At 65.2% G+C, this 16,149-nt stretch carries 13 protein-coding genes; 8 read left to right on the top strand and 5 right to left on the bottom strand.

The window, feature by feature from the left end:
- Nucleotides 1-438: 438 nt before the first annotated feature.
- The 5 genes from P9273_RS02775 to P9273_RS02755 form a co-directional block, all read right to left on the bottom strand.
- Nucleotides 439-2,988, bottom strand: a complete 2,550-nt coding sequence (locus tag P9273_RS02775; protein WP_278047505.1) for a caspase family protein — start codon at nucleotides 2,986-2,988, stop codon at nucleotides 439-441.
- 609 nt (nucleotides 2,989-3,597) lie between these two features.
- The gene (locus tag P9273_RS02770; RefSeq protein WP_278047504.1) at nucleotides 3,598-4,698 is read right to left on the bottom strand and encodes an alcohol dehydrogenase family protein; all 1,101 of its coding nucleotides are present in this window, start codon (nucleotides 4,696-4,698) and stop codon (nucleotides 3,598-3,600) included.
- Between the two features lie 21 nt (nucleotides 4,699-4,719).
- Nucleotides 4,720-6,099: an aspartate aminotransferase family protein gene (locus P9273_RS02765; RefSeq protein WP_278047503.1), complete on the bottom strand. Its 1,380-nt coding sequence runs from the start codon at nucleotides 6,097-6,099 to the stop codon at nucleotides 4,720-4,722.
- A 32-nt stretch (nucleotides 6,100-6,131) separates the two neighbouring features.
- Nucleotides 6,132-7,625: an NAD-dependent succinate-semialdehyde dehydrogenase gene (locus tag P9273_RS02760; protein WP_040994220.1), complete on the bottom strand. Its 1,494-nt coding sequence runs from the start codon at nucleotides 7,623-7,625 to the stop codon at nucleotides 6,132-6,134.
- A gap of 307 nt (nucleotides 7,626-7,932) precedes the next feature.
- Nucleotides 7,933-8,424 (bottom strand): Lrp/AsnC family transcriptional regulator, encoded by a 492-nt coding sequence (locus tag P9273_RS02755; protein WP_040994558.1) that lies wholly within the window; start codon nucleotides 8,422-8,424, stop codon nucleotides 7,933-7,935.
- Between the two features lie 83 nt (nucleotides 8,425-8,507).
- On the opposite strand from P9273_RS02755, the gene ehuR reads away from it, so the two are divergent.
- From ehuR to eutC, 8 genes are all read left to right on the top strand, one after another.
- Nucleotides 8,508-9,893 (top strand): MocR-like ectoine utilization transcription factor EhuR, encoded by a 1,386-nt coding sequence (gene ehuR, locus P9273_RS02750; RefSeq protein WP_040994218.1) that lies wholly within the window; start codon nucleotides 8,508-8,510, stop codon nucleotides 9,891-9,893.
- Nucleotides 9,894-10,029: 136 nt separating this feature from the next.
- Nucleotides 10,030-10,815, top strand: coding sequence for an ectoine/hydroxyectoine ABC transporter ATP-binding protein EhuA (gene ehuA, locus P9273_RS02745; protein WP_040994216.1), 786 nt, complete (start codon nucleotides 10,030-10,032; stop codon nucleotides 10,813-10,815).
- Nucleotides 10,816-10,925: 110 nt separating this feature from the next.
- Complete coding sequence (gene ehuB / locus P9273_RS02740; RefSeq protein ID WP_278047502.1) at nucleotides 10,926-11,777, top strand: ectoine/hydroxyectoine ABC transporter substrate-binding protein EhuB; 852 nt, start codon at nucleotides 10,926-10,928, stop codon at nucleotides 11,775-11,777.
- A gap of 213 nt (nucleotides 11,778-11,990) precedes the next feature.
- The gene (ehuC, locus tag P9273_RS02735) at nucleotides 11,991-12,650 is read left to right on the top strand and encodes an ectoine/hydroxyectoine ABC transporter permease subunit EhuC (RefSeq protein ID WP_278047501.1); all 660 of its coding nucleotides are present in this window, start codon (nucleotides 11,991-11,993) and stop codon (nucleotides 12,648-12,650) included.
- Nucleotides 12,650-13,309 carry an ectoine/hydroxyectoine ABC transporter permease subunit EhuD gene (gene ehuD, locus P9273_RS02730; protein WP_040994210.1) on the top strand — a complete coding sequence of 220 codons (660 nt, stop codon included), beginning with the start codon at nucleotides 12,650-12,652 and terminating at the stop codon, nucleotides 13,307-13,309. The genes ehuC and ehuD overlap by 1 nt, the downstream gene beginning before the upstream one ends.
- Before the next feature lie 5 nt (nucleotides 13,310-13,314).
- A complete protein-coding gene (gene eutA, locus P9273_RS02725; RefSeq protein WP_278047791.1) occupies nucleotides 13,315-14,091 on the top strand; it encodes an ectoine utilization protein EutA in 777 nt (258 codons plus the stop codon).
- 11 nt (nucleotides 14,092-14,102) lie between these two features.
- Nucleotides 14,103-15,095, top strand: coding sequence for a hydroxyectoine utilization dehydratase EutB (eutB, locus tag P9273_RS02720; protein ID WP_278047500.1), 993 nt, complete (start codon nucleotides 14,103-14,105; stop codon nucleotides 15,093-15,095).
- Nucleotides 15,092-16,084: an ectoine utilization protein EutC gene (gene eutC / locus P9273_RS02715; RefSeq protein ID WP_278047499.1), complete on the top strand. Its 993-nt coding sequence runs from the start codon at nucleotides 15,092-15,094 to the stop codon at nucleotides 16,082-16,084. The genes eutB and eutC overlap by 4 nt, the downstream gene beginning before the upstream one ends.
- Nucleotides 16,085-16,149 lie beyond the last annotated feature (65 nt).

The following is a 16,149-nucleotide window of genomic DNA, read 5'->3' as shown; positions in this document are numbered from 1 at the left end:
TCCGAAGAACATGGAACGCCCCGCCAGCCCGATCTCGATACCGGCATGTGGCGCGAGGCATAGAGCAATTGCCCGGCTTGGCGAGCGGTTACGGCGGGCTCGACAAGTGACCCGGCCGGGGCTATCGAATGCTCATCCCCAGCCGCCCCCTCCGCCTCCGCCGCTGCCCCCGCTACCACCTCCTCCGCCCAACGGTGCAATGACGGGCGCGGTTTCGGTCTGAACGGGCTTGATCAGTTTCTTGGCGGTGACCTTCTTGTGCTTGACGACTTTTGGCGCGGTCGTCGTGCGAACGACCTTCGTTCTGTGCTGCGCCGCCGGGGCCGGCTCGACCGTCGGCGTCACGGTCGTGCACCCTGCGAGCGCGAGAGCACCGGATAGAGATGTTGCGACGATTGCGTGTTTCGATGCCCAGCCCACCACATTGCCTCCTTGTGATCAGAACAAGTCCCGGCGCGGATTGGCTTGTTCCCAGACCGCCCTGGCCGTCTTGACCAGTTGATCGTCCAACGAGCCGTCGGCCGAAATCTTCGATTTGAGTTCGCCACGCATCTCTTTCAGAGCCGCTGTCTTCGCCTTTGCCCCGAATTTCGTCAGCGTGGTCCTTGCGTCCGGAATTTCATTGCGAAGGTCGAGCGCGGCCGCGAAGGCAAGGTAGCGCACGGCCACCGCCTGGTCCGCCTTGTCGCCTCTTTGCATCTCCAGCGCCGCGCGATCATACGCGGCCGACTGATCACCGCGGTCGGTCGCTAGCTCGAACAGCCTTTGCGCTTCAGCCAAATCCTGCTGCACGCCGACTCCGTCCCTGTACATGCGTGCAAGGCTGCCGGGGGCATAAGGCTGGCCGAGATCCATCGACTTCTGGAACAGCGAGAGCGCCGTCTTGGGGTCCTTCTCGACTCCCGTGCCGGTAAGATAATTGCGGCCGAGCAGGTTCATCGAATACATGTCCTGCCGCTCGACGCCGGCCTTGAGGAAGGCCACGGCGCGCGCCGGATCGGCAGGCACGCCATTGCGGCCCTCGGTGAAGATCGCGGCGAGATCGTTCATCGCATAGGTATGGCCCATCGCCGCCGCCTTGAGCAGCAGGTCAAGCCCCTTGCCGGTATCGCGGTCGACGCCATAGCCGTTGAACAAGGCGCGGCCCCATGAGGTCATGCCATAGGGGTCGCCCTTGTCGGACGCCGCCGCGTAGAAAGCGTTGGCCTGCTTGCGGTTGGCTGGCATGCCCGTCCCGGTCGCGTTGAGGTACCCGAGCTCAAACACCGCGCGGACGTGTCCTTTGTCGGCAGCCTTCTGGATCGCCTTCTTCGCCTCGTCGACCTTGCCCGCGGCGAGCAGCGCCCGCCCGAGTTCGTAGTGGAAGCGGGCGACATCGGGATAGGTCTTCACCGCCGCCCGGCAGGCCTCCACCGCGCCGGCGCCGATCTCGTTCGGCAACAGGCCTGGGACGACGCCCTGCAGATCCAAGGGTTCGCCTGCCTGCATGTCGCATGGATCGACACTCGGCGAGAGCTTCATCGTCGCCGGCTTCGACGACCCGTTGTCAGCCGTGATTTCGAAGCCGACGATCAACGGTTTTGCGGCGCCGATCTGCGGTTCGTAGCGCAACTGATCGACTTCATCGGCCATCAGGCTCGATTGAGGCGACAAGGTCCGATCCGGCAGGGACAGCGTCCCGGTTGCCGGATAGCTCGCGAGCTTCAGGCTGACGCCTGGATCCTTGGTCGGAACATCCAGCTTCAGCGGCACGGGGCCGACACCGACGGGAATCTTGACGTCGCGGTTCTCGATCGCCTCGGCGGCGCCGGCGATGTGGATGCCGCGCTCCGCCACTTCCTGCTTCTGCTCGGACTCGAGCGAAGCCACGAGCTGCTTGCCCTCGACACCCTCGCCGTTCTTGACCCGGAACACCAATATGCCTTGCGATCCGCCGCCCCATTCGTCATGCGTGGCATAGGCCAGCATATCGACCTGATCCTCGGCGTCGGCGCCCTTCGGCACGTCCATCGCGAGCCGCGGCAAATCCTTGCCCTCTATCGGCTCGCCTGTTGCGACCGGTTTGCCGTCCAGGATCAGACGCCCCAGCGCCGGCGGTCTTTCGATGCTGATGGTGACCGCGCCGCCATCGACGTCGACCGGCACCGGCAGGTCGAGCGCGACAGGTCCGACGCCCGACGGCACGGTCTTTTCCAGCACCGGCGGCAAAGCCGGCCGGCTGGCACGGCGCATCAGCACGACGTCGTCGATCAGCGAGGAATTCTCCCACGGAACCTGCGCGCCCTTGGTGGCTTCGACCACGTCGCGGCGCACGGCCGCCATCACCGAGCGTATCTCCTGATTCGGCGCCAGCGCGCGGCGGGAGAAGGCAGATGAAAACGGGCTGAGATCGCCGGAGCCGTCATAGGCGACCGCCCCTGGCTCGGTGGCAAAGGCAATCAGCGTGTTCAGCGAGCTTTTCACCTGCGCAAGGCCGGTGCCGCCGGCCGCGATCAACTGGTCGCGCAGCCAGTAATCCTTGCGCGGAAACGGGTTGTTGCGACAGGCGTCGAGGATGATCACCTGGATCTTCGATTTGGCGCGCAATTGCTGCAGGACGTCATCGAGCTTGACCGCCTGGACCTCGATATCGGCCGCAGCCTTGAGCGACGCGTCGACCGGGATCAGGAAATTCTCGCCGCCGATCTGAAAACCGTGGCCCGAATAGTAGACGACCGCCAGATCGGCGCCGTCGGCCGCCGCGAGATAATTGCGGAACTCCTTCTCGAACTGGAGCTTGGTCAGGTCCTTGGCGACGAAGACATCGAAGCCGGCCAGCCGGAAGGTGTTCGACACGTCCTCGGCATCCTTGTCGGGATTCTTGAGCGCCGGGATCTCGCGGTATTCGGAATTGCCGATGACAAGGGCAACCCTTCGATCGGCGCAGGCCTGCACTGTCGTGAGGCCCACGAGGATCAAGGCTGCAATCAGCGCGCAGCATCGCAGCATGGCAAAATCCCTAACTGCTATCACCCTGTCGGCCACAGAACGCAGCTTACGACATCGTGGTCTGTTAAAGACTTCACAATCCGCCAAAACGGCAAGGAAACGTGCCTGCGACAGTAAGGCAGGCTGCGCATCCAATGAACCGCTAAAATAACTCAGAGGCCCGGGCGCCGCAATGACCTGGGCAAGCGCTTCCTTGCCTATGCCAAGCGGATCCTCAAAATCCACGATGAAGCGGCTTCGGGAGCCTTTATGCGGACATCGAGATCAAGGTGGTGTCGGCGCCGACTGGCGAACTGCACAATCTGCCGTATGCGCGCCAGGTCGATCGGGCGCTCTTCTCCATTCCGGACGCGAGCGCCCAGGGGTCGTGCCACACGGAAGCGATGGTCTGGGTCGGCAGCAAGCCGACATTGGAGCTGCACGAGTTCGGCGGGACCATGGCGGCGAGCTCGCGGCCAAGCTGGCTGCCAAAACGGTCTTCTTCAACCTTGCGGAACGAAAGTCCATCCCGCTGACGGAGCCTATGCTCGAGCGCCTGAAATCCTGGGGGACAACCGCCGCTTCGGTGACCATGGCGATGGCTGACCGCGCCGGGCGCTCTTTCCGGGGTCAGGCGCCGCTCCACATCGCGTCCGGCACCACCACCAGCTTGCCGACGAAGTCCTTGCCCATGAAGTCGGTCTGGGCGCGGTGAAAGTCCGACAATTTGTAGACGCCGCCGACCAGCGGCTTGATCCTTCCTTCCTCGATGTAGCGGACGATGCGGCGGAAGTCGGCCCGAGTGCCCTGGCTCGAGCCGTGGAGCTGGAGCTGCTTCAGATACATGGTGCGCAGATCGAGCTGCACGACCGGCCCGGCAATGGCGCCCGCCGTGGTGTAGCGGCCTTCGGGCCGCAGGATGCGTAAGAGGTCGTTGAAGATGGCGCCCCCGACCAGGTCGGCGACCACGTCTATGGGTTTGCCGCCGGTGGACTCGCTGACGGCGGCCGGCAGGTCGGCCACGCCGCGCGTGATCACCTTCTCGGCGCCGATGTCGAGCACGGCCTGTTCCTTGCCCTTGCCGACGACGGCATAGGGGATGGCGCCACGCGCCCGCGCCAGTTGCACGATGCCGGAACCGACGCCGCCGGAGGCGCCGGTGACCAGCACCCGTTCGCCGGCCTTCAGCGCGGCACGTTCCAGCATCTGCTCGCCGGTGAGATAGGCGCAGCAGAAGGTGGCGAGCTCGACATCGCTCAAGTCGGTGTCGACGACATGCGCGTTCTCGGCCGGCAGCGCCTGGTACTCGGCATAACCGCCGTCGCGGCCATGGCCCATATAGTCGATGTCGGCCAGCGAATCGTCGTCACGGTTGTAGATGGAGAAGTCGACCATGACGCGTTCGCCGATGCGGTTCGCCGGCACGCCGTCGCCAACGGCGGCGATGGTACCAACCGTGTCAGCGCCCTGGATGCGCGGGAAGGTCAGCGTGTTGCCCTGGCGGCGCCAGGTCGAGACGGCAGCCGCATCCTCCTCGGTGCCATAGGCGCCCTGGCGCACCCAGACATCAGTGTTGTTCATGCCGCAGGCGCTGACCTTGATGAGCACCTCGCCGGCGGCAGGTGCCGGCACCTTCACGTCGGTGCGGTAGACGAGCTTCTCCAGGTCACCATGGCCGGTGAGCAGCACGGCGGCCATGGTGACGGGAACGGTTCTGGTCATGGCGTTCATATCGCTTCTCGGATGTCCTTGTCAGATGCTGGCAAGCACTCTGTTCACGGCGTCGGCGGTCTTGGCGACGATGATGTCCGCCTCCTCGCGAGTCAGGCAGAGCGGCGGCGCGAAGCCGAGGATGTCGCCCTGCGGCATGGCGCGGCCGATGACGCCGCTCGCGGCAAGCGCGGTAGCGATCTGCGGTCCGACCTTCAGCGCCGGATCGAAGAAGACGCGGTCGTCGCGATCCTTCACGAACTCGACCGCGGCCAGCATGCCGTCGCCGCGCACCTCGCCGACATTCCGGTGGCCGCCGACGGCCTTGGCAAGCTCGGCGCGGAAATACGCGCCGGTTTCGCCGGCGTTCCTCACCAGGTCCATCTCGTCGATCAGTTCGAGATTGGCAACGCCGGCGGCAACGCAGATCGGGTGCGCCGAATAGGTCCAGCCATGACCGAGAGAGCCGAGCTTGTCGGAGCCCTTGACCAGCACCTGCCAGACCTTGTCGGAGACGATGACGCCGGAGAGCGGCGCATAGGCCGAGGTCAGGCCCTTGGCGATGGTGATCAGGTCCGGCTTGATGCCGTAATGATCAGAGCCGAACATCGTGCCGAGACGGCCGAAGCCGGTCACCACCTCGTCGGCGACGAGCAGGACGTCGTATTTGTTCAGCACGGCCTGGATCTTTGCCCAATAGCCTGCCGGCGGCGGCACGATACCGCCGGTGCCGAGGATCGGCTCGCCGATGAAGGCGGCGACCGTATCCGGGCCTTCGGCGAGGATCATCTCTTCGAGCTTGTCGGCGCAATATTGCGAGAACTGCTCCTCGCTCATCGAGCGGTCGGCGCGGCGGAAGTAATAGGGCGCCTCGGTGTGCAGGATCGGCGCGCGCGGCAGGTCGAAGGCGTTGTGGAAGAGCTCGAGCCCGGTCAGAGAACCGGTCATGACGCCCGAGCCGTGATAGCCGCGCCAGCGTGAGATGATCTTCTTCTTTTCGGGACGGCCGAGGACGTTGTTGTAATACCAGATCAGCTTGATGTTGGTCTCGTTGGCGTCGGAGCCGGAGAGGCCGAAATAGACCCGGCTCATGCCCTTCGGCGCGCGGTCGATGATCATCTTGGCGAGCGTGATCGAGGCCTCGGTGCCGTGGCCGACATAGGCGTGGTAATAGGCGAGGTTCTTAGCCTGCTCGGCAATCGCGTCGGCGATCTTCTGGCGGCCATAGCCGACATTGACGCAATAGAGGCCGGCAAACGCATCGATGCTCTTCTTGCCGGCGTTGTCCCAGACGGTGACGCCTTCGCCGCCGGCCATGATCCTGGCTGGCGATTCACCGCGCGCGTGCGTGCCCATATGCGTCGAGGGATGGAAGAAGTGGTCGCGATCCCAGGCGGAGAGTTCATTGGATTGTTCGAGCATTTTTGACTCCTTGAAGGCGGTCCGGGCGGCGCTCAGGCCACGTCGAGACAGAGATATTTCAGATCGGTAAAGGCTTCGAGCCCGTGGCGCGAGCCTTCGCGGCCGATGCCGGACTGCTTGACGCCGCCGAAGGGGATCGGCGCGCCGGTGATCTTGACGCGGTTGATCGCGACCATGCCGTAGTCCAGCGCGCGGCCCAGACGCGCCTGCCGGGCGCCATTCTCGGTGACGAGATAGGCGACGAGGCCGTATTCCGTGGCGTTGGCGCGGGCGACGACTTCCGCCTCATCGTCGAAGGGCGTGACTGCGGCGACAGGGCCGAAGGTCTCTTCGCGCATGATCAGAGCTTGGTCCGGCACATCGACGAGCAGCGTCGGCTGGCAGAACAGCGGCCCGGCTGCGTGGCGCTTGCCGCCCACGAGGCAGCGCGCGCCTTGAGCGATTGCGTCGGCGACTTGCTCCTCGACCTTCTTGACCGCGCGCTCATGCATCAGGGGCCCGATATCGGCGTCCGCGGATAGACCGTTGCCGGTACGGAGCTGCTCGATGCCGCGCGCGAAAGCGGCGCAGAAGCGGTCGTAGATCGGCCGCTGCACGTAAATGCGATTGGCGGCGAGACAGTCCTGGCCGGAGGTGGCGAATTTGGCATCGAGCGCGATCGTGACGGCCTTGTCGATATCGGCGTCGTCGAAGACGATCAGCGGCGCGTGGCCGCCGAGCTCCATCACCAGCCGCTTCATGGTCGGCGCGCTCTGCGCGGCGATCAGCCGGCCGACTTCGGTCGAGCCGGTGAAGCTCATGGCGCGGACCCGCGCATCGGCGCACATCGCGCCGACGATGGTTCGCGCATCGCCGGTGACGACGTTGAAGACGCCGGCCGGCAGTCCGGCGCGCTCACCGAGTTCCGCCAGCGCCAGCGCCGACAGCGGGGTTTCCGAAGACGGGTGCGCCACCACCGTGCAGCCGGCGGCGAGGGCCGCGGCCGCCTTGCGGGTGAGCATGGCCGACGGAAAATTCCACGGTGTCACGACGCCGACCACGCCGATCGGCTCACGGCGCACCGACATCTCGGTATTCGGCAGATGGCTGGTGACGCTTTCGGCGTTGAGGCGTTTCGCTTCCTCGGCATACCACTCGACGAAGGAGGCGGCGTAGTCGATCTCGCCCAGCGATTCCTTCAGCGGCTTGCCCTGTTCGAGCGTCATCAGCAGCGCCAGATCGTCCTTGGCGGCGATGATCAGGTCGAACCATTTTCGCAAGATTTTCGAGCGCTCCTGCGGCAGCGCCGAGCGCCAGGCCGGCAGGGCGCGGGAGGCTGCGTCGATCGCTTCAGTCGTCTGCCTGCCATCGAGCGCAGCGACAAAGGCGACGGTTGAGCCGGTGGCGGGGTCGGTGACCTCGAAGCTCGCCGCTCCCTGGCCGGCGGTCCAGTGGCCACCGACATAGCCGAGATCGCGAAGCAGCCGGCGATCGGCGAGGCGGTCGAGTGCGTCGTGGCGGTGGGGGCGAGCGAAATGCGCGGACATCAGTCAGGTCTCCCGGTGCCGAGGCGATGTGGAGAGACTAGTCGTACGATCGAGACAGAGAGGCTGTTTCGACGGTCCGATGTAGAGAGATTGTCTCTGTTGGTCGCTTACCGCAGACGATCTGTCTACATGCGGGCTGAGGCAGGTTTCCCCTCACCCGGATTGCCAACCGAATTGCGAAGGGCAATTCGGGGCAATCCGACCTCTCCCCGAGGGGAGAGGAGAGAGCGAGCGCCGGCGCCTAATCTCTTCTCCCCTCGGGGAGAAGGTGGCCGCGTAGCGGGCTGATGAGGAGCTTCGCTGAGCCTCACCCTTGCCCCGGCAGCAGATCGGCCACCGGCAGCACGGTCTCGTCCTTGACCGTCTTGGTGACGATATAGGTGAAGTAGCGGTCGATGCCGATCTCGCGCTCAAGCAGGCTGTCGACCAGCCGCTGATAGGCGTCGATATCGCGCGCCATGACCTTCAGCACGTAATCGACGCCGCCGCCCACCGACCAGCAGGCGACGATCTCCGGAACGCCGCGCACCACACGCTCGAAACGGTCGAAGTCCGCCTGGCGGTGATTGGCCAGGGTGACCTCCATCAGCACCGTCGCCACCGGCGCGACGGCGCGCATGGCGATCGCGGCGTGATAGCCGGAGACGATGCCGGCCTTCTCCAGCTTGCGCAGCCGCATCCAGCACGGCGTCGGCGACAGGCCGACCTTCTCGGCCAAGGCCAGCTTGGTGATCCGCCCGTCGCGCTGGATGGCGTCGAGAATCCTGAGGTCGATCGGGTCGAGTTTCACTGCCGCCATGCGGGATCCGCCTTTCGTTGCGGACACCATGACGATGCATTATTTCGATTGTCAATTGGACTGATTTCGATCTCTAATAAGTCATGACATTATGGCAGCCAGATCCTGCTCTCATCCGCCGCCCGGCCTATCTTTCGCTGGCCGACCAGTTCGCCCGCGCCATCCATGACGGTCGGCTGGCCAATGGCACGCGGCTGCCGACGCACCGCCGGCTGGCGGACGATCTGAAGCTGTCGGTGCAGACCGTCAGCCGCGCCTATGAGGAACTGATCCGGCGCGGGCTGATTTCGGGCGAGGTCGGCCGCGGCAGCTTCGTGCAGACGCAGCGCCGCGAGCCGGAACCGCCCTATATCCCGGAACGGCTGGGCGAGGTCATCGACCTCTCGATCCTGAAGCCGGTCTGCGAGCCGATGCATCTGGAAAAACTGAAGCAGGCGCTGGGCTGGCTTTCCGAGAACCTGCCGTCGAGCTCGGCGCTGTCGTTCCGGCCGAACATGGTTTTCCCGCGCCACCGCGCGGTCGCCGTCGAATGGCTGAAGCTTTGCGGCCTGGAGGCGTCGCCGCAGAATATCAGCCTGACCAACGGCGCCACCGCCGGCATGACAGTGGCGCTGATGAGCGTGGCGCCGCCCGGCTCCACGGTCGCTACCGAAGCGATCGGCCACCACACGCTGATCCCGCTTGCCCGCTATCTCGGCTTCAACCTGGAAGGCCTGCCGATCGACGGCAACGGGCTGATTCCCGAAGCGCTCGATGATGCCTGCCGCCTCTCGGACATCCGCGCCGTCTTCGTCCAGCCGTCGGTGATCAACCCGACAGCGACCTTGATGGACGCCACAAGGCGCGAGCAGATCGCGGCGGTCGCGCGCAAGCACGACATCGCCATCATCGAAAATGACGTGCTCGGGCCCCTGGTCGAGGGCCGGCCGCCGGCCGTCGCCGCCTTCGCTCCGGAGCGGACACTCTACGTCACCTCCTTCACCAAGATCGTTGTGCCGGGCCTGCGCATCGGCTATCTCGCGGTACCGGACCGCTATGTCGCAGCCGTCGCCAACCGCCATCTCGTCTCGAACTGGATGGCGACGCCGATGGTGGCGGAGATCGCGACGCGCTGGGTGAATGACGGCACGGCTTTTGAGCTGGTCAAATGGCAGCGCGGCGCGCTGAGACGCCGGCAGGAGATCGCCGCGGAAGTGCTCACGGGCGTCGACTATCGCTGCCATCGCGACGGGCTGCATCTATGGCTCGAACTGCCGGGCGACCGTGCCGAGGAGAGCTTTGTCGCGCAGGCGCGCCTGCGCGGGGTGGCGATCGCGCCGGGCACTTCGTTCCGCATCGCGAACACGCCTTGGCATCCCGCGATCCGTATCTCGGTCGGGTCGACCACGGAGGGGGAACTGCGCGCGGGCTTGAGCGTTGTCGCCAAGCTGCTGCTCGGCGATCCGGAGCATCTCCTGCTCGCCATCTGATGCACAAATGGAGCTCAGATTGCCCTGAAATTGTGCCGCGCCGGAAATATTGTCATGATATTATTTTCCCAATTGACATGATTTGGCACGTTTCGCATCGTTAAGGCCATAGGCTTCTCCAGAACGGGGAAATGGATTGCCCGCGCCCATCATCAAAGTCGATGCGATTTCGAAAAGCTTCGGCGCCTTCAAGGTGCTGGACGGACTGTCGATGCAGGTCATGCCGGGCGAGAAGCTGGCGCTGATCGGTCCGTCCGGTTCCGGCAAGACGACGATCCTGCGCATCCTGATGACGCTGGAGAGGATCGACGGCGGCCATATCCAGGTCGATGGCGAGCAGCTCTACCACATGGAGCGCAACGGCCAGCTGCTGCCGGCCGACGAGCGGCACCTGGCCAGGATGCGCCAGAAGATCGGCATGGTCTTCCAGCTCTTCAATCTCTTCCCGCACAAATGCGTCATGGACAATGTGACGCTGGCGCCGATGCTGACCAAGGGCGTCGCGCGCGCCGCCGCCGAGAAGCGGGCGATGGAACTGCTCGATATGGTCGGCCTCGCAGACAAGGCGAAAGCGATGCCGGCGCAGTTGTCCGGCGGCCAGAAGCAGCGCGTGGCGATCGCCCGGGCGCTGGCGCTGTCGCCCAAGATCATGCTGTTCGACGAGGTCACCTCGGCGCTCGACCCTGAGCTCGTCGAGGAGGTGCTCAACGTCATGCGCAAGCTCGCCGCCGAGACCGACATGACGATGCTCCTCGTCACCCATGAGATGGGCTTCGCCCACGACTTTGCCGATCGCGTGCTGTTCTTCGACCGCGGACGGATCGTTGAGGAAGGCAAGCCCGATGAGATTTTCCGCCACCCCAAACAGGAAAGAACGCAGAGCTTCCTGAAGAAGATCATCGCGGCCGGACATCGCGTCTGACCGCTATGCAAACGGGCGACGTAGTCGTCCGCGGGCGACGCAGTCGTCCCAGGGCGGCCCAAGGCCGTCCCGAACCAAGCAACCAAGAAGAGAACAAGGAGTTGGGAACGATGAAGAAACTTGGCATTCTGGCTGGCGTCGCCGGCCTTGCGATCACCACGATGCTGCTGGCCTCCGGCGCGCGGTCGGCGGACGATGCAAAGCTCGAGCAGCTCAAGCAGCAGGGCTTCGCCCGCGTCGCCATCGCCAACGAGCCGCCCTATACGGCGGTTGCGGCGGACGGCAAGGTGTCAGGCGCAGCGCCCGACGTGGCGCGCGAGATCTTCAAGCGCCTCGGCGTCAACGACATCGTCGCCTCGATCTCCGAATATGGCGCCATGATCCCCGGCCTGCAGGCCGGACGCTTCGACGTGGTCACCGCCGGCCTGTTCATGAAGCCGGAACGCTGCGCGGCGGTCGCCTATTCCGAGCCGGTGCTGTGCGATGCCGAGGCGCTCCTGGTGAAGAAGGGCAATCCGAAGGGCTTCAAGAGCTATGCGGACATCGCCAAGGACACATCGGCGACCGTCGGCGCGCCGGGCGGCGGCACCGAGGAGAAGCTGGCGCTGAATGCCGGCGTGCCGCGCGACCGCGTCATCGTCGTGCCGGACGGCCAGAGCGGGCTGAAGATGGTGCAGGACGGCCGTATCGACGCCTATTCGCTGCCGGTGCTGTCGATCAACGACCTGGTCAAGAAGGCCAACGATCCGAACCTCGAAGTGATCGCGCCGGTGCAGGGCGCGCCGGTCTATTGCGACGGGGCGGCCTTCAAGAAGGGCGACGAGGCGCTGCGCGACGCCTATGACCTCGAGCTCGCCAAGATGAAGAAGTCCGGCGAGTTCGCCAAGATCATCGAGCCCTACGGCTTCTCGGCCGCGGCCGCGATGTCGACGACGCGCGAGAAGCTCTGCTCGGCGAAGTAAGGAGCACTTTTTCCTTCTCCCTGTTCGCTGGGAGAAGGTTGGCAAGGGCCGGATAAAGGGCGGCGCCAGAATTTCAAGGTTCGCGCTGCCCCTCATCTGCCTACCCGTCCTTCGCAGCAGCTGCGCTGCAGCTAGGGAGGGTAAACCGGCGTCTCTGCCTCTCTGAGCGGGGCAGATGGCCAAGCACATCAATGTTGGGAAACTTCTAGTTTCATGACCCAGTGGTCCGGCTATCTCGGCCTGATATTGCAGGGAGCGCTTGTCACCATCGAGCTGACGCTGATGGGGTCGGTGCTTGCGCTGATCATGGCCTTCCTTGCCGGCATGGGACGCGTGTCGCGCTTCTTCATCCTGCGCGCGATCGCCACGGCCTATATCGAATTCTTCCGCGGCACCTCGATCTTCGTGCAGCTGTTCTGGGCCTATTTCGTGCTGCCCTTCGCCGGCCTGTCGCTGACGCCACTGCAGGCCGGTGTGCTGGCGCTGGGCTTGAATGTCGGCGCCTATGCGGCGGAGGTCGTGCGCGGCGCCATCCTGTCGGTCGGCCGCGAGCAATATGAGGCCTGCACGGCGCTCAACCTCGGCCGTTGGCAAGGCATGCGTCATGTAATCCTGCCGCAGGCGCTGCTGGTCATGCTGCCGACCTTCGGCAACAACGCGATCGAGCTGCTCAAGGCGACGTCGGTCGTGTCGCTGATCTCGCTCGCCGACCTGACCTTCCAGGCGCAGGTGGTGCGCTCGCAGACCGGTAGCACGCTGATGCCCTTCGCCTCCGTGCTGATCATCTATTTCGCGCTGGCATTGATCATCTCCTGGGGCGTTCGCACGCTGGAGCGCCGCATGTCGCGCGGCCTCGATGGAGTGCGCGTCTGATGGAATGGGATTGGAACTTCGTCCGGGAGATCATGCCGACCCTGATCCAGGGCGTGAAGATCACCATCCTGGCGACTATTCTGGGGTCCATCCTGGCGGCAATCGTGGGGCTCGCGATCGCGCTGGCGCGGCGGTCGGAGAACCGGATCGTGGCGCGCAGCGTCGGCTGGTTCGCCGAGTTCATCCGCGGCACGCCGCTGCTCGTGCAGCTCTATTTCATCTTCTACGTGCTGCCCGATATCGGCATCCTGCTGCCGCCGCTGGTGGCCGGCGTCATCGGGCTTGGCCTGCACTACGGCACGTATACGGCCGAGGTCTATCGAGCCGGGATCGACAATGTGCCGCGCGGCCAATGGGAAGCGGCGAAGGCCTGCAATCTCAACGGCCGCCACACCTGGACGCATATCATCCTGCCGCAGGCGATCCCGCCGATGATCCCGGCCTTGGCCAATTATTTCATCGCCATGTTCAAGGAGACGCCGCTGCTTTCGGCGATCACCGTGCTGGAGCTGATGAACCAGGCCAAGAGCGTCGCAAACACCTACTACCGCTACATCGAGCCGATGACGCTGGTCGGCGCCTTCTTCCTCGTCATCAGCCTCTGCTCCGTGGTGCTGCTGCGCTGGCTGGAGCACCGCTACGGCAGGATCGAAAGATGAAAGTCATGAAAGCATTGCCCGATATCCGCCTCGAAACGGCGCGCCCCACGCTGGACGCGCGTCCGCTGGAAAAGCGCGTCGGACTGATTGCGCTTGCGACCGACCATACCAGCGAAGTGGACTTCCGCCGCATGGTGGCGAGCGAGCGGATCGGCGTCTATGTCGCGCGCATCCCCTACGCCAATCCGACGACGCCGGAGAACTTGCGCAAGATGCAGCCGTCGCTGTCGGCGGGCGCGGCGCTGATCCTGCCGGACGAAATGCTCGATGCCGTGTGCTACTCCTGCACGTCCGCTTCCGTGGTGATCGGCGACGCCGAGATCGAGCAGGCGATCCATGCAGCCAAGCCCGGCGTGCCCGTGGTCACGCCGCCGATGGCCGGCGTGCGCGGCCTGAACGCCTTCGGGGTGAAGCGCATCAGCATCCTCACGCCCTATACCGTCGAGACCAGCCGGCCGATGGCCACCTATTTCGCGGCGCATGGCTTCGACATCCAGAGCTTCTCCTGCCTCGGTTTCGAGGACGACCGCGAAATGGCGCGCATCACGCCGGCGTCTCTGGTCGAACTGGCGCGCAAAGTCATGCATCCGCAGGCCGATGCGCTGTTCGTCTCGTGCACCGCGCTGCGCGCCGCGCTGGCGGTTCCAGGCATGGAGGAGGCAATCGGGCGTCCGGTCGTCACCAGCAACCAGGCCAGCGCCTGGAACTGCCTGCGGCTCTGCGGCGACGACGCGGCGCGACCCGAATTCGGCCGGCTGTGGACGAAGCCGCTGGCGCAGTGAACGAAATGCCCATGACCGAAATGACTGTCGAGCTTCAGCATATTCGCGCCGCGCGCGAACGCATTGCCGGCAAAGTCGACCGGACGCCTTGCGTGATGTCGCAAAGCCTGTCGGACCGCGCGGGCCATCCGGTTCACCTCAAGCTGGAGCATCACCAGACCACCGGTGCCTTCAAGCTGCGCGGCGCCTCCAACGCGATTGCAGCACTGAGCGCGGACGAGAAATCGCGCGGCGTCATTGCCGCCTCGACCGGCAATCACGGCCGGGCGCTGGCTCACGCGGCAAAGCTCGAAGGCATGCGCGCGGTGATCTGCATGTCGCGGCTGGTGCCGGAAAACAAGCTCGACGCGATCCGTCGCCTCGGCGCGGATATCCGCATCATCGGCAACAGCCAGGACGACGCGCAGGAGGAAGTCGACAGGCTGATGGCGGAGGAAGGGCTTGTCATGCTGCCGCCCTTCGACCATCCCGACATCATCGCCGGACAAGGCACGCTCGGGCTGGAAATCATGGAGCAGGTTCCGGATGCGGCAAGCGTGCTGGTGCCGTTGTCCGGCGGCGGGCTGGCGGCTGGCGTGGCGGCGGCCGTCAAAGGCGTGAGCCCGCGCACCAATGTCATCGGCATCTCGATGGCGCGCGGTGCTGCGATGAAAGCCAGCCTCGACGCCGGCCGGCCCGTGCTGGTTGAGGAACTGCCGACACTGGCGGATTCGCTCGGCGGCGGCATCGGGCTCGACAACCGGCTGACCTTTGCCATGTGCCGCAGCCTGCTCGATGACGTGGTCCTCCTTGCCGAGGACGACATCGCCGCCGGCATCCGCTATGCCTATGAAGAGGAGCGCGAGATCGTCGAGGGCGCGGGCGCCGTCAGCATCGGCGCGCTGCTTGCCGGAAGGGTCCAAGTGAGCGGCTCCACGGTTCTCATCCTCTCCGGCCGCAACATCGACATGGGCCTGCACCGCCGCATCATCTGCGGCGAGGCAATCGCGGAGCGCGCAGCATGAGCCTCATGACCATCCTCACTGAAGCTGAGCTGCGCAAGATCGTGACGCTCGATCTGGAAGCGGTCGCCTGCGTCGAGAACGCCTTTCGCGCCTTGGCCACGCTGCCGGTGGCGATGCCGCCAATCTTGAGGCTCGACATTCCCGAGCATCGCGGCGAGGTCGATGTGAAGACCGCCTATGTGCCCGGCATCGACGGCTTCGCGATCAAGATCAGCCCCGGCTTTTTCGACAATCCGAAGCTTGGCCTGCCCAGCGTCAACGGCATGATGGTGCTGCTGTCGGCGAAGACCGGCCTGATCGAGGCGTTGCTGCTCGACAATGGCTATCTGACCGATATCCGCACGGCGGCCGCCGGCGCGGTCGGGGCCAGGCATCTGTCGCGCGAAGATTCCAAGGTCGCGGCGATCTTCGGCGCCGGCGTGCAGGCCGGGCTGCAGCTCGAAGCGCTGCGCCTCGTGCGGCCGATCGAGGAGGCACGCATCTGGGCCCGCGACGCCGCCAAGGCTGAAGCCACAGCCGCGCGCCTGCGAGAAAAGCTGGGCATATTGGTGCGCGCCGAACCGAATGCGGCGAACGCGGCAGCCGGCGCCGACATCATCGTGACCACGACGCCTTCGACCGAACCGCTGATCAAAGCCGGTTTCGTCTTCGCCGGCCAGCATATCACCGCCATGGGCTCGGATGCCGAGCACAAGAACGAGATCGCGCCGGCGATCCTGCGCATGGCCGATGTCTATGTCGCCGACAGCGCCAAGCAGACACGTCGCCTCGGCGAGCTCCACCACGCCATCGATGCGGGCGTTATGGCCGCCGACGCCGAGGTCACCGAACTCGGCCAGATCATCGCCGGGGACAAGCCCGGCCGGCGCTCGGCGAGCGACATCACCATCGCCGACCTCACCGGCACCGGCGTGCAGGACACCGCAATTGCCACGTTAGCCCGCGACCGTGCGCGGGCGGCGAACGCCGGAACGATTTTTGAAAGCTGATACCTGGCCGGAAGCGTGATCCGGAAAAGCGGGAACCCGGTTTCCGAAAAGATCACGCTCAAACA

The organism is Mesorhizobium sp. WSM4935 (assembly GCF_029625735.1).
In the GTDB taxonomy this organism is placed as follows: Bacteria; Pseudomonadota; Alphaproteobacteria; order Rhizobiales; family Rhizobiaceae; genus Mesorhizobium.
Note: the sequence above shows the minus strand (reverse complement) of the source record. Positions and strands in the feature narration are given on the sequence as shown.